We start from the raw sequence: 13,635 nt of genomic DNA on the forward strand, positions 1-13,635 counted from the left end.
GGCCCGATCCTAGGCGCGGCTAGGCTCGGGACATGGCTTCGATCAAGAAGGGCCTGGCGCTGCGGACCGCCCAGACCCTCGCCCCGAAGGTCACCCGGCTGGCGCCGGGGCTGACCCAGTCGTTCGTGCGCGAGGCGCTGCACCGGGCGCTGGTGGGCGTCGGACCGCTGCCACCGGCGGCCCACGCGGCGCGGGTGCAGCTCGAGGAGCAGCGCGGCGACGTCGACAAGGCTGTGCGGGAGCTGACCGAGAACCATGTCGCCTACGCCAGCGTCGAGGGCCTGGCCACCAACCTGGGCGGCCTGATCACCGCCGCGATCGTGGCGCCGGCGAGCATCACCGGGCTGGCGATCATCCAGTGCCGGATGGTGGCGGGGATCGCCTACCTGCGCGGCTACGACCTCGAGGACCCGCGGGTGCGCAACGCGATCCTGGTCTGCATCCTCGGCGAGGACACGGTGCGCGCGATGGTGAAGCGACGCCAGCTGCCCGCCCCGCCGATGGCGATCGCGACCGCCCCCCAGCACGACCCGACCCTCGACCGGACCGTGTCGACAGTGCTGGCCGGCGAGCTGGTCAGCCGGGTGATCGGCAAGCGGATGGTCACGACGGTCGGCAAGAAGGTGCCGCTCGTCGGCGGCGCCGTCGGCGCGGTGGCCGACGGCTGGAGCACCTTCCGGGTGGGTCGGTACGCCGGCCGGGAGTTCCGGCCGCGCGGCCGCTAAGAGTCCGAGGGCTCCTGGGCCGCGCGGTTGCGCGCCTTGCGGTAGACCTCGAGCGCCTGACGCCCCTTGCCGCTGCCCTCCAGCCGCTGCACCGTCCACTCCATCGACCGCATCAGCCGCGGCGTGCGGGCCCGGACCAGCTCGCGGCGGGCGGCCTCGAGCTTGCGGCGCAGCCGCTCGTTCTCGGCGTGCGCCTCGGCGTTGTCGAGCAGCAGCGCCTTGATCGCGTCGACCGCCGCGGCGGAGACCTGGCGCTCCGGCGGGCGGTCCGGGTCGACCCACTTGCCGCCCGGGGCGGGGGCGCCGCGCAGGTCCTCGAGGTCGCCGACGACGTCGTACCCGCGACGGGACAGCTCGCTCACCCAGCTCTCGGTGAGCTCCTGGACCCAGGGGTACTGGTCGGGCGGCAGGCCGAGGCGAGCGGACTTGGTGCGCTTGGACAGGGTGCGGTGCGCGAGCAGCTCGCGGACCAGCGGCCGGTAGTGCTGCGGGGGCAGGTCGCGGGCGGCGACCCGGTTGATCCGGCGGATCAGCGCGGACTCGGGTACGCCGAGGCTCGGGTTCGCGCGGCGGGTGGTGAGCTTGAGGTCGAGCCCGTCGAGCCCGAAGGTGGCACTGAACCGCTCCCACAGCAGGTCGGGCGAGCCGCCGGACGGCGGCACGGTGACCAGGTGGACCCGCTCCGGCGGGATGTCGGCGCCCCAGCGGTCGAGGATGTCGGGGATCTCCTGCACGCCCCAGAACCAGGCGCCGACGCGGTGGGCGCGCTCGGGGTCCTGGATCAGCTCGAGGAAGCGGCCGTACCCGAACCGGGCGCGGTGCTTGACGTTCTCCTGCCACTCGGCCGGGATCTGTCGGACCAGATCGCGAACGGAGAGGATCAGGTGGACCTCGGTGCCGCCGCTGCTCGTGTCGCCGCCGGCCTGGTGGCCCAGCGAGGCGAGCGCGCGCGCCACCTGGCTGCGCGAGGCGGAGGCGAGGATCTCGTGGCTGATGATCGCGGTGCCGTCGTGGGCCCGGACCTCGTCGGCCAGCCTGTCCCAGGCCCCGACGGCCTCCGCCTCGAGGCCGCCCCAGCGCAGCCGCATCAGGTCGAGCGCGGCGAGGAAGTGCGCGTCGAAGCGCCCGGCCGGGTACAGCACGTCCTGCTTGAGCAGCCGGGCGCGGTTCTTGTAGAGGACGTCTTGGAGGTACGACGTCCCTGTCTTGGGCGTGCCGACGTGCAGCAGGACTCGCCGACTCACCGGGGTTCCCGCTGAGTTGTGCGGTGGATGCGAAGCAGGCGGGGAGCGAAGCGACCGACGCCAAGGAGCGAAGCGGGGGAAGCGCAGAACTCTGCGGGGTGGTTCATGCTTCCTCCTTGGCCATGGTCCTGACTGTCGCCGTCACCGGGTCGAGGAGCAGGCCCAGCGCGAGGCTCAGCACCTCGGCGTCGACCGGCACCACCGGCTCGTACCCGAGGGGGCGCGGCAGGAGCTGGTCGAGATCGCCGAGCACAGGGTAGCGAGCAGCGGCGAGGTCGTGCCGGGTGCGTTCGGCCTGGGTGCTGAGCCAGCCGTCCCAGCGCGGCGGCAGCGTCGGCGCCGGACCGCCGAGCCCGTCGAGGCGGCCGGCGAGGGTCTCGCGGAGCAGCCGCGGGCGGTCCGCGGACGGCACCAGCAGGCCGAGCGGCTCACCGACCCGGCGGACCAGGTCGACCGCGTTCGCGCCGAGGCGCGGCGGCCCCCCGAGTCGGGACACCCCGAGCTCGTCGGCCAGCAGCCGGTCGTCGAGGACGACGCGGACCCGCGCGGCGCCGTACTTGTAGGCGGCGGAGCGCGCCATCCGCGCCAGGTCGGCCCGCGGCGGCAGGTGACCGGCGCCGGCGTTGGCGCGCACGAAGCCGCGCCAGGAGGCGCCGCCCTGGTCGAAGCTGCGGGCAGCCCAGGCCTGCACGAGGACCGTCTCGAGGTCGTCGGCGAGCAGGTACGCCGTCGGCCGGCGCCCGCCCGGGCGGTGCCCCTGCGCGGTCAGCTCGGCCCGGACGGCGTCGGCACGCCAGGGCATCCCGACGATCACGAACGAGCGCACCCACGGTCGGCGGGTGGCGCGCACCCGGTCGACCAGGCTCGGCTCGGGAGCGGGAAGGGAGGCGGCCACCGCGATGTCGTCGGCGATCAGCGCGCTGGCCACCCGGAGCAGCTCGTCGTCGGCCAGCGCGTCCGGGTCGACGGGACGCGGCCCGAACTGGTCGGGAGCGTCCACTCCCACCAGGGCGAGCTCGCTGCGCCCGCGACCGGAGACGCCGGCGGCGAGCACCCGGTCGGCGGTGGCGGCCGGGACGGTGCGACCGGCGGCCGCGGCGTGGGCGTTGACGCGGCGCAGCAGCGCGAGCTGCTGCGCTCCGGGCAGCTCGGCGCCGAGCGCCGGGCCCTCACCGGAGCCGTCGGCCGGCCAGTCGAGCCACGGCGTCGTCGCGCCGCTCCGCAACGCGGCCACCCACCCCCAGGCCCGTTCTCGACTCATGGCCCCACGTTAGAGGGGGGTCAGGAGCTGCTGCCCGCCAGGGCCCGGACGACGGCGGAGGGACTGGGCCGGCCGAGCTGCTCGGCCATCCAGACGCTGGTGCCGACGACCGCGTCGAGGTCGACACCGTGCTCGATGCCGAGGCCGGTGAGGAACCAGACCAGGTCCTCGGTGGCGAGGTTGCCGGTGGCGCTCTGGGCGTACGGGCAGCCGCCCAGGCCGCCCGCCGACGCGTCGTACGTCGTGACGCCGGCCTGCAGCCCGGCATGGACGTTGGTGAGCGCCTGGCCGTAGGTGTCGTGGAAGTGCAGGGCGAGCCGCTCGCAGCCGACACCGGCATCGGCGAACGCGGCGACCAGCGCCTTGACGTGGCCGGCGGTGGCGACGCCGATGGTGTCGCCGAGGCTGAGCTGGCCGACCCCGAGATCGAGGAGGCGCCTGCCGACGGCGACGACCTGCCCGACCGGGACGGCACCCTCCCACGGGTCGCCGAAGCACATCGAGACGTAGCCGCGCACGTCCATCCCGGCATCCAGCGCCGCCCTGATCGTCGGCTCGAACATCTCGAACTGCGACTCCAGCGTGCGGTTGAGGTTCTTGCTTGCGAAGGTATCGGTCGCCGAGGCGAAGACCGCGACGTGGCGCAGGCCGAGCTCGACGGCCCGGTCGAGGCCGCGCTGGTTGGGGACGAGCACCGGTAGCCTGCGGGCGGCGTCGCCGAGGTCGGCGGTGAGACCGGTCATCAGCTCGGCGGCATCGGCCAGCTGGGGCACCCACCGCGGGTGGACGAAGCTGGTGGCCTCGACGACCGGCAGCCCGGCGGCGATCAGCCGCTTCACGAAGGCGGCCTTGACCTCGGTCGGTACGACGGACTTCTCGTTCTGCAGGCCGTCGCGCGGGCCGACCTCGTAGATCGTGACCTCGGTCGGCAGGCCCGGCTCGGGGACGACCATCGGCAGCCCGGTCACGACTCGCTCCCCTCGACCACGAACAGCTCCGCCCCCAGGGCCACCTGCTGGCCGGTGCTCGCGCCGACGGCGGTCACCGTGCCGGCGTACGGCGCCTTGAGCGCCAGCTCCATCTTCATCGCCTCCACGACGCCGAGGAGGTCGCCCTCGGCGACGGTGTCGCCGACCGCGACCTTCACGTCGAGGACGGTGCCCGGCATCGGCGCGACGATGGTGCCGTCGCCCGCGGCGGCCCCGTGGTCCGCGCTGGCGTCGGGACGGTCGAAGACGTAGCGCTGGCCGTGGTGGGCGAGCTCGACGTGGTGGGCCGAGACACGTGACGTCATTCGTTCCGTGGGCGGTCGCCCACGGAACGAATGACGTTGTGCCCGGGAAACCGTCACGGCGCCGTCGGTGAACTCCACGACCGGAGCCGCCGCGGGTGCGCCCATCCGGAAGCCGTCGCCGGCGAACGGACCACTCGACACGGTGTTGGCATCGAGCCAGAGCCGGGCGGCGATCTCCCGTGCGGGCGCGGGGTCCGGGGACGCGACGTCGTGTCGGTCCAGCCACGCGGTGTCGATGCCGCCGGGGACCGCGAACTCCTCGCCCGCCGCCAGCACGCGCAGGAAGCCGGTGTTGGTGGTCAGACCGAGGATCGCGGTGTCGTCGAGCGCGGCGACGAGCGCGCGGCGGGCGGCCTCGCGGTCGCGACCGCAGACGATCACCTTGCCCAGCATCGGGTCGTACGACGTGCTCACGACCTGGCCGGACTCGAGCGCGTGGTCGACGCGCGCGGCCTCGGGCCAGGAGACGACGGTCGCCGTACCGGCCTGCGGGAGGAAGCCGCCGAAGGCGTCCTCGGCGTAGATCCGGGCCTCGATGGCGTGGTCGTAGAACCGCAGCCGGGACTGGTCGAACGGCAGCGGATCACCAGCGGCAACGGCGATCTGCAGCGCCACGAGGTCGGTCCCGCTGTGGATCTCGGTGACCGGGTGCTCGACCTGGAGCCGGGTGTTCATCTCCAGGAAGTAGAAGTCACCGGTGCTCGCGTCGAGGAGGTACTCGATGGTGCCGGCGTTCTCGTAGCCCACGGACGCGGAGAGCGCGACGGCCGAGGTGTGGATCCGCTCGCGCAGGTCGTCGTCGAGCGCGGGCGCGGGCGCCTCCTCGAGCACCTTCTGGTGGCGGCGCTGCACCGAGCACTCGCGGGTGCCGAGGTGGACGACGGTGCCGTGGCTGTCGCCGAGCACCTGCACCTCGATGTGCCGGCCGCGCTCGACGTACTTCTCGATCAGGATGGTGTCGTCGCCGAACGCGCTGGCGGCCTCGCGCTTCGCGGCCGCGACGGCGGCGTCGAAGTCGGCTGCCTCCCGGACCACGCGCATCCCCTTGCCGCCGCCGCCGGCGGCGGCCTTGACCAGCACCGGGTAGGCGAAGGTCGCGGGGTCCTCGTCGATGCCGTACGACGGCACCACCGGCACCCCGGCCGCGACGGCGAGGTCGCGGGCCGCGTCCTTGCGGCCCATCTGCTCGATCACCTTCGGGCTCGGGCCGACCCAGGCGATGCCCGCGCCGGTGACGGCGGCCGCGAAGCCGGCGTTCTCGGAGAGGAAGCCGTAGCCGGGGTGGATCGCGTCGGCTCCGGCCTCCTTCGCGGCGGCCAGGACGGCGTCGCCGTCGAGGTACGACGGCACGCGGAGCGCGACGTCGGCGTCGCGGACGTGCAGCGCGTCGACGTCGAGGTCGGTGTGGACCGCGACGGTGCGGATGCCGAGGTCGCGGCAGGTGCGGAAGACGCGCCGGGCGATCTCGCCCCGGTTGGCGACGAGGAGGGTCCGGATGCTGGTTGAGCCTGTCGAAACCATCGCGATCACATCCTGAAGATGCCGTAGTTGGGGGCGGGCGTCGGCACCGCGGTCACGACCTCGAGAGCCATCCCGAGGATGCGGCGGGTGTCGGCGGGGTCGATCACGCCGTCGTCCCACAGTCGCGCGGACGCGTAGTAGGGCGAGCCCTGGGTCTCGTACTGGTCCTTGATCGGCTGCTTGAACTCCTCGTCGTCCTCGCGGCCGGCGACGGTGGCGAGCACGTTGGCCGCCTGGTCGCCGCCCATCACGGAGATCCGGGAGTTCGGCCACATCCACAAGAAGCGCGGGTCGTAGGCGCGACCGCACATGCCGTAGTTGCCGGCGCCGAAGGACCCGCCGACGACGACCGTCAGCTTCGGTACGACGGAGCAGGCGACCGCGGTGACCAGCTTGGCGCCGTCGCGGGCGATGCCACGGTTCTCGTACTCGCGGCCGACCATGAAGCCGGAGATGTTCTGCAGGAACAGCAGCGGGATGCCACGCTGGTTGCACAGCTCCACGAAGTGCGCGCCCTTGAGCGCGGACTCGCTGAAGAGGATGCCGTTGTTGGCGACGATGCCGACCGGGTGGCCGTGGATCCGGGCGAACCCGCAGACCAGGGTCTCGCCGTACAGCTGCTTGAACTCCTGGAGCCGGCTGCCGTCGACCAGGCGCCGGATCACCTCGCGGACGTCGTACGGCGTGCGGGTGCTCGACGGCACCACGTCGTAGATGCTCTCCGGCGACTCGTGCGGGTCCTCCACCTCGGTCCGCTCGGCGGCGGCGGGGGCGGGGAGGGTGTCGACGATGCCGCGCAGGATGCGCAGCGCGTGGGCGTCGTCGTCGGCGAGGTGGTCGACGACCCCGGACTTGCGGGCATGCACGTCGCCGCCGCCGAGGTCCTCGGCGCTGACGACCTCGCCGGTCGCGGCCTTCACCAGCGGCGGGCCGCCGAGGAAGATGGTGCCCTGGTTCTTGACGATGACGGTCTCGTCGGACATCGCCGGGACATAGGCGCCGCCGGCGGTGCAGGAGCCCATCACCGCGGCGAGCTGCGGGATCCCACGGGCGGACATGGTGGCCTGGTTGAAGAAGATCCGGCCGAAGTGCTCTTTGTCGGGGAACACCTCGTCCTGCATCGGCAAGAAGGCGCCGCCGGAGTCGACCAGGTAGACGCACGGCAGCGCGTTCTCCGCCGCGATCGCCTGTGCCCGCAGGTGCTTCTTGACCGTCATCGGGTAGTAGGTGCCGCCCTTCACCGTCGCGTCGTTGGCGACGACCATGACGTTGCGGCCCTCGACCCGGCCGATGCCGGCGACGACGCCGGCCGCGGGGACGGCATGGTCCTCGCCCGGCTTGCCGTACATACCGTACGCCGCCAGCGGCGCCAGCTCCAGGAACGGGCTGCCGGGGTCGAGCAGGCCGTCGACCCGGTCGCGGGCGAGGAGCTTGCCGCGGTCGGTGTGCTTGGTGCGGGCCGCCTCGCTGCCGCCCTGACGCACGCGCGCGAGGCGCTCGCGCAGGTCGGCGGCGAGGTCGCGGAGGGTGGGCTCGGAAGTCTCGGACACAAGGACAGGTTAATGATCGTTAACCTGTCGTGCAATACCCCGCCTACCGAAGACGGAGCAGCGCGCCCGGACCGAACAGCGGCCCGGCCACGTAGACGTGGTCGCTGACGTCGACCCCGCCCGGCAGGATCAGCTGGTCGGGCAGCAGCTCGACCGTCCGCGGGTACCGGCCCGGCTTGCGCACCAGGAACAGGCCGCCGACCTCGGAGCCCGGCAGGCCGAGCTCCGAGGAGAGCCAGCTGGCCTTCGACAGCTCCAGCGCGTACACGCCGTCCCTGCCCGCGGCGAGGTCCGTGATCGAGGTGAGCCCGTCGGCGTACCTCTTGCAGCGGCCGGTCCACGGATGCTCGGGGTCGCACGTCGCGTTCTGCGAGCCGGGAGCGACCCGCCAGATCTGGGAGGTGCCGGGGGTGGCCGGGAAGCCGCGCAGCTCGCCGACGTACCAGTAGCCGTCGGCGCCGACCGTCACCGACGTGGCGACCGCCTCGGCCAGGATCGGCGTCCCGGCGGGCGGCAGCGGGCCGCCCTCCTCCGGTGGCACCTCGGGCAGCCCGGCGGGTACCTCGACCAGCCGCGGCTTGAGCCGCGCCACCGTCACGATGCGGCCGTTGGGCCACACCCGGAGCAGGTCGTTGCCCGCCGCGTCGGCCACCAGGACCGTGCCGTCACGCAACGCCGCGAGCCCGAAGGGGTTGCTGTCCTCGGGGAAGCCCTCCTGGTCGTCGGGGTCGGGATCACTCGCCTGGTAGGCCCCGATGTCGGCGACCGGCCGGGGGCTGCCCCAGCCGGGACGCCACTTGTAGAGCGTGGCCCCGGCCGCCGGCTCGTCCGCGCCCCGCAGCATCCGCGCCGACTCCTCCGGCGGCGGACCGGACGCGCCGGTCAGCAGGTAGACGGTGCCGTGCGTGCCCTGCGCGATCGCGGGCGGGAAGTCGGTCGGCAGATTGCCGAGCGGCACCACCCGGGCGGGCTTGTGCCGACGCTCGACGACCAGGCTGAAGTCGCCGTTCGTCTCCGTGACGAGGACGCGGCCGTGACCGAGGGCGTCCACGCCCCGCGGCCCGTCGAGCGCGGTGACCGTCGCCCGACCACCGTCCCTCTCGCCGCCTCGCTTCGCCACGGCCGGGCCGCCCGCCGCCACGAGGGCCAGGGTCACCACCGCCGTCGCCGTTCTGATCACTCGCCTGTCCATCTGCCTGCTCCCCCGCTCCCTCGGGTCGATGGCGCGGACCGCACCGTCCTCCTGCCTAGCAGCGGCGGACCGGCCGCGTCATGCCCCATCGGGGGGACGGGTCGGCGTGGGTAGCCTTCGGGGGTGACCGAGCCGACCCGCCGCGAGCAGATCCTGGCCACCGCCGCCGAACTGTTCGCCGCCCGCGGCTTCCACGGCGTCTCCGTCGCCGACCTCGGCGCGGCCTGCGGCATCTCCGGCCCCGCGCTCTACAAGCACTTCGCCTCGAAGCAGGCGGTGCTCGCCGAGATGCTGACCTCCATCAGCGAGCGCCTGCTCGAGGTCGGCCGCGAGCGCGTCGCCGCCGGCGCCGGCGACCCCTCCGCCGCGCTGCGCGGACTCGTCGACTGGCACGTCGAGTTCGCCCTCGGCCACCGCCCGCTCATCATCGTCCAGGACCGCGACTGGGAGTCGCTCCCCGAGCACGCCCGCCAGCAGGTCCGACGCCTCCAGCGCGCGTACGTCGACCTGTGGGCCGACCAGCTCCGCTCCCTGCGCCCCGACCTGGACAAGCCCCGAGCCCACGCCGCCGCCCAGGCCGCGTTCGGTCTGCTCAACTCCACCCCCCGCGCCGGTCACGGGATCCCCGACGCCGCCCTGCGCGAACTGCTGGCGTCGATGGCGTTGGGGGCGCTCGGGGTGCAGGTTTCTCAAGGGATGCAGCCAAACCCGCACTCCCCTGGTCAAATTTGAACTGGGAAGCGCAGGTTTGGCTGCATCCCTTGAGAAACCTGCAACCCCCTCAGAACCCCGGCTGACTCCGCTCCAGGATCGGCCCGAGGTCGAGGCCGGGGGGCAGGGTGCCGAACGCACTGCCCCAGTCGCGTCCCAGCCGGCTGGCGCAGAAGGCGTCGGCGACGGCGCCCGGCGCGAAGCGGATCAGCAGGCCGGCCTGGAAGATCACGGCGATCTGCTCGACCAGCCGGCGGGCGCGCAGCTCGATGTCGTCGACGTCCGTGAGCTCCTTCTTGAGCGACGTGAGCGCGTCGTCGTACCGGCTGTCGACCCCGACGGCGAGCTCGGCCTCGGCGAAGAACGCGTCGAGGGACTCCGGCTCGCGGCCGATGGCGCGCAGCGCGTCGAGGGCGGCGACATTGCCGGATCCCTCCCAGATGGAGAGGAGCGGCAGCTCGCGGTAGATGCGGGCCAGGTCGAAGTCCTCGATGTAGCCGTTGCCGCCGAGGCACTCGAGCGCCTCGTTGGCGAGGACCGGGCCACGCTTGCAGACGTAGTACTTCGTGGCGGCGAGCGCGAGCCGGCGCAGCGCCGCCTCACCGGCGTCGCCTCGGATCGCGCGGTCGTTGGCTCCCGCGAGGCGCATCATCGCGGTGGTGGCGGCCTCGGACTCGACCGCGAGGTCGGCGAGGACGTTGCGCATCAGCGGCTGGTCGATGAGCAGCTTGCCGAAGGCCGCGCGGTGGCGGGCGTGGTGCGCCGCCTGCACCAGCGCGGACCGCATGCCGGACGCCGAGCCGATCACGCAGTCGAGACGGGTCATGTTGACCATCTCGACGATCGTCTTGACCCCGCGGCCCTCCTCGCCGACGAGCCAGCCGAGCGCGTCGTCGTACTCGATCTCCGACGACGCGTTGGACTTGTTGCCGAGCTTGTCCTTGAGGCGCATGAAGCGGATCGGGTTGGCCTCGCCGCCGGGCAGCACCCGCGGCAGCAGGAAGCACGACAGCCCGCCCGGCGCCTGCGCGAGGGTGAGGAACAGGTCGGACATCGGCGCCGAGGTGAACCACTTGTGACCGACGATCCGGTACGCCCCGGGCTCGCCGGCGAGAGGAGTCGCGGTGGTCGTGTTGGCGCGGACGTCGGAGCCGCCCTGCTTCTCGGTCATCGACATGCCGGCGATCAGGCCGCGCTTGGTCTCGGGGTCGCGCAGGCCGAAGTCGTACGCGCGGTTGGTGAGCAGCGGCTCGAACCGCGCGGCGAGCTCCGGGTTGGCACGCAGGGCCGGGACGACGGCGTAGGTCATCGAGATCGGGCAGCCGTGCCCCGCGTCGACGTTCCAGGAGTAGAACTTCGCGGCACGGGCGACGTGCGCGCCCGGACGGTCGTCGGCCCACGGGGCGGCGTGGATGCCGTGGGAGACGGCGGTCTCCATCAGCCGGTGGTACGCCGGCACGTACTCCACCTCGTCGATGCGCCGCCCGTAGCGGTCGTGGGTCAGCAGCCGCGGCGGCACCCGCTCGGCCATTCGACCCCACTCCTGCGCCGGTGCCGTGCCCGCCAGGCGCCCGACCTCCTGGATCTCGGGCAGCGCCCATCCGGCGCCCTCGCGCTCGATGCCCTCACGCAGCGCGGGGTCCGCGGAGGTGTCGTGGCCGACGAGCGGCGGGACCTGGTTGACGACCTCGTGCGTAGCCATGACGTGATATTACGGTTTTCACAACGACCGTGTCCAGATGTGTAGCATCAGCTTTCGTGGAGGACCTGCCCGCCCTGTCGGCACGCTCGGTGATGCTGAGTCTGCTGCTCGGCTCGCACCCGGACCGGATGTCCGCCGCCGAGCTGGTGCGCGCGGGCGAGCACTTCGGCGTACCGTCCGCCACCGCCCGGGTCGCGCTGACCCGGGCGGTGGCAGCGGGCGACCTGCGCCGAGCCGACGGCGACTACGTCCTCGGCGAGCGGCTGGCCTCGCGCCAGCGCCGGCAGGACGAGGCGGTCCTCGACGCCGAGACCCGCTGGGACGGCACCTGGGAGATGGCGGTCGTCGTGGTCGCCGGCCGCACCGGCGCGGAGCGGGCCGCGCTGCGGGACCGACTGACGTCGTACCGACTCGCCGAGCTGCGCGAGGGCGTGTGGACCCGCCCGGCGAACCTTCGCCGGGCGCGGGGGTACGCCGGTGAGCCGGTCCTCAGCGCCTTCACCGTCACGCCCGACGACGACCCCGCGAACCTGGCGACCCGGCTGTGGGACCTGGCCGGCTGGGCCGACGCCGGACGCGACCTGCTGAGCCGGTTCGAGCGGACCACCGCCCCGGCCCCGCGGCTCGCGGTCGCCGCGCGCGTCGTCCGTCACCTCGCCTCCGACCCGTTGCTGCCGGCCGCTCTGCTGCCGGCCGACTGGCCGGCGGCGAGGATGCGGACGACGTACGCCGGCTACCAGGACGAGCTGCGCGAGCTCGCCCTCTCCGCGGCCGCGGGCGAACCCCCGCGCCGCCGCTGAACCGCGCATGGTGTTGTCTACAGGAGTGCATGAGCAGGTCCCCGCCGGCGATCACGCCTCCTGGTTCCTCACCTCCGTCGAGCGTGGCAACGCCCACACCGTGCTCGACGCCGACAAGCCCGGCACCGCCGCCTGGTCGCTCGGCAACCGGGCGACACCGCTGGTGCATGGGGCGACGTACTTCGCCGAGCTCGCCGCCTGCCTCGCCCGGACCGGCCCCGGCGACCTGGTGCTCTTCACCGACTGGCAGGGCAACGGCGACGAGCGGCTGACCGGCACCGCCGGCAGCGAGCTGGTCGAGGTGCTCGGTGCGGCGATCCGGCGCGGCGCCGACGTACGGGCGCTCATCTGGCGTTCGCACACGGGCCTGTTCGGCTACAGCGCCGAGGACCACCTCGAGCTCGGCGACCAGCTCCAGGAGCTCGGCGCGGACGTCCAGCTCGACATGCGGGTGCGCCCGGCCGGCGCCCACCACCAGAAGTTCGTCGTGATCCGGCACCGCGACGACCCGACCCGCGACGTCGCCTTCGTCGGCGGCATCGACCTGTGCCACGGCCGGCGCGACGACACCGCGCACCGCGGCGATCCCCAAGCCATCGACATCGCCGAGGAGTACGGCCCCACCCCGCCCTGGCACGACGTCCAGGTCGCCCTCCGCGGTCCCGCGGTCGCCGACGTCGAGACGGTCTTCCGCGAGCGCTGGGAGGACACCAGCCCCACCACCCGCAACCCGGTACGCCGCCTGCGCGACGCCCGCGCCGACCTCGACGCCGAGCGCCGACCGCTCCCGCCCCAGGCCCCGCCACCTCCGCCTGCAGGGACCCACGCCGTCCAGCTCCTGCGCACCTACCCGAGACTCGGCATCGGCTGGGCCTACGACTTCGCGCCCGCCGGCGAGCGCTCGGTGGCACGCGGCTACACCAAGGCGCTCGACCGGGTCCGCTCCCTGGTCTACCTCGAGGACCAGTTCCTCTGGGGCGACCAGATGAGCCGGGTCCTGAGCGACGCGCTGGAGCGCGCCCCCGACCTCCACGTCGTGGCCGTGCTGCCGATGCACCCGGACCAGGACGGCACGCTCAACCGCGACCCGCAGCTGCTCGGCCGACAGCGGGCCATCCGGCGACTGCGGGCGGCGGCCCCGGATCGGGTCGCCTTCCTCGCTCTGGAGAGTCCCGCGGGTGTGCCGGTCTACGTCCACGCCAAGGTTTGCGTGCTCGACGACGCGTGGGCCACGATCGGCTCGGACAACTTCTGCCGGCGCTCGTGGACCTGCGACTCCGAGCTGACCGTGGCGGTGCGCGACGACGCGGACACCGCGATCGGTGCCGGCTACGCCGCGCGGCTGCGCGGCCTCCTGATCGCCGAGCACCTCGACCGCGAGCCCGATCCCGGCCCGCTCGACGGCCGCGCCCTGTTCGCGGCACTCACCGCCTCCGCCGACGCGCTCGACGCCTGGCACGCCGGAGGTCGCCGCGGCCCGCGGCCGCCCGGCCGGCTGCGCCGGCTGCCCGAGCCGGTGCTGCCGCCCTGGCGGCGTCCCCTGGCCGGCGTGCTCTACCGCGTCCTGCACGACCCCGACGGACGGCCCTGGCGACAGCGCCTGCGTGGTCGGTTCTGGTGATGCCCTGAGGGCTG

At 73.6% G+C, this 13,635-nt stretch carries 11 protein-coding genes; 4 read left to right on the forward strand and 7 right to left on the reverse strand.

Annotated features, from left to right (window positions below):
- The first annotated feature begins 32 nt into the window (after window positions 1–32).
- Window positions 33–725, forward strand: a complete 693-nt coding sequence (locus tag ACUP6Y_RS22980) for an EcsC family protein (protein ID WP_462553299.1) — start codon at window positions 33–35, stop codon at window positions 723–725.
- Here the strand turns inward: ACUP6Y_RS22980 and ACUP6Y_RS22985 are convergent.
- The 6 genes from ACUP6Y_RS22985 to ACUP6Y_RS23010 all read right to left on the reverse strand — a co-directional run bounded on the left by ACUP6Y_RS22985 (window position 722) and on the right by ACUP6Y_RS23010 (window position 8,787).
- Entirely contained in the window at window positions 722–1,969 is a 1,248-nt protein-coding gene (locus ACUP6Y_RS22985) for a hypothetical protein (protein ID WP_462553300.1), read from the reverse strand. The two genes, ACUP6Y_RS22980 and ACUP6Y_RS22985, sit on opposite strands and share 4 nt — an antisense overlap.
- Before the next feature lie 103 nt (window positions 1,970–2,072).
- Complete coding sequence (locus ACUP6Y_RS22990; RefSeq protein WP_462553301.1) at window positions 2,073–3,230, reverse strand: hypothetical protein; 1,158 nt, start codon at window positions 3,228–3,230, stop codon at window positions 2,073–2,075.
- 20 nt (window positions 3,231–3,250) lie between these two features.
- Entirely contained in the window at window positions 3,251–4,198 is a 948-nt protein-coding gene (locus ACUP6Y_RS22995) for a hydroxymethylglutaryl-CoA lyase (RefSeq protein ID WP_462553302.1), read from the reverse strand.
- A complete protein-coding gene (locus ACUP6Y_RS23000) occupies window positions 4,195–6,045 on the reverse strand; it encodes an acetyl/propionyl/methylcrotonyl-CoA carboxylase subunit alpha (protein WP_462553303.1) in 1,851 nt (616 codons plus the stop codon). Before ACUP6Y_RS23000 ends, ACUP6Y_RS22995 begins: the two co-directional genes overlap by 4 nt.
- Before the next feature lie 5 nt (window positions 6,046–6,050).
- Window positions 6,051–7,595, reverse strand: a complete 1,545-nt coding sequence (locus ACUP6Y_RS23005; protein ID WP_462553304.1) for an acyl-CoA carboxylase subunit beta — start codon at window positions 7,593–7,595, stop codon at window positions 6,051–6,053.
- A gap of 43 nt (window positions 7,596–7,638) precedes the next feature.
- On the reverse strand, window positions 7,639–8,787 hold the full coding sequence (locus ACUP6Y_RS23010; protein ID WP_462553305.1) for a ScyD/ScyE family protein: 1,149 nt from the start codon (window positions 8,785–8,787) through the stop codon (window positions 7,639–7,641).
- A 123-nt stretch (window positions 8,788–8,910) separates the two neighbouring features.
- Between ACUP6Y_RS23010 and ACUP6Y_RS23015 the strand changes: the two genes are divergently transcribed.
- Window positions 8,911–9,519 (forward strand): SACE_7040 family transcriptional regulator, encoded by a 609-nt coding sequence (locus ACUP6Y_RS23015; RefSeq protein WP_462553306.1) that lies wholly within the window; start codon window positions 8,911–8,913, stop codon window positions 9,517–9,519.
- A 49-nt stretch (window positions 9,520–9,568) separates the two neighbouring features.
- Here the strand turns inward: ACUP6Y_RS23015 and ACUP6Y_RS23020 are convergent, their stop codons facing one another.
- Window positions 9,569–11,200 (reverse strand): acyl-CoA dehydrogenase family protein, encoded by a 1,632-nt coding sequence (locus tag ACUP6Y_RS23020; RefSeq protein WP_462553308.1) that lies wholly within the window; start codon window positions 11,198–11,200, stop codon window positions 9,569–9,571.
- A gap of 56 nt (window positions 11,201–11,256) precedes the next feature.
- On the opposite strand from ACUP6Y_RS23020, the gene ACUP6Y_RS23025 reads away from it, so the two are divergent.
- Window positions 11,257–12,000, forward strand: coding sequence for a PaaX family transcriptional regulator C-terminal domain-containing protein (locus ACUP6Y_RS23025; protein ID WP_462553309.1), 744 nt, complete (start codon window positions 11,257–11,259; stop codon window positions 11,998–12,000).
- Between the two features lie 25 nt (window positions 12,001–12,025).
- Window positions 12,026–13,621, forward strand: a complete 1,596-nt coding sequence (locus ACUP6Y_RS23030; RefSeq protein WP_462553310.1) for a phospholipase D family protein — start codon at window positions 12,026–12,028, stop codon at window positions 13,619–13,621.
- Window positions 13,622–13,635: the final 14 nt, after the last annotated feature.

The sequence above is a fragment of the Nocardioides sp. S5-5 genome (assembly GCF_054954065.1).

What these genes read in the sequence shown, in the direction of transcription:
- ACUP6Y_RS22980 (WP_462553299.1), top strand. Translation starts at nt 33, where the DNA reads ATGGCTTCGATCAAGAAGGGCCTGGCGCTGCGGACCGCCCAGACCCTC.
- ACUP6Y_RS23020 (WP_462553308.1), bottom strand. Translation starts at nt 11,200, where the DNA reads ATGGCTACGCACGAGGTCGTCAACCAGGTCCCGCCGCTCGTCGGCCAC.
- ACUP6Y_RS22990 (WP_462553301.1), bottom strand. Translation starts at nt 3,230, where the DNA reads ATGAGTCGAGAACGGGCCTGGGGGTGGGTGGCCGCGTTGCGGAGCGGC.
- ACUP6Y_RS23000 (WP_462553303.1), bottom strand. Translation starts at nt 6,045, where the DNA reads ATGGTTTCGACAGGCTCAACCAGCATCCGGACCCTCCTCGTCGCCAAC.
- ACUP6Y_RS23010 (WP_462553305.1), bottom strand. Translation starts at nt 8,787, where the DNA reads ATGGACAGGCGAGTGATCAGAACGGCGACGGCGGTGGTGACCCTGGCC.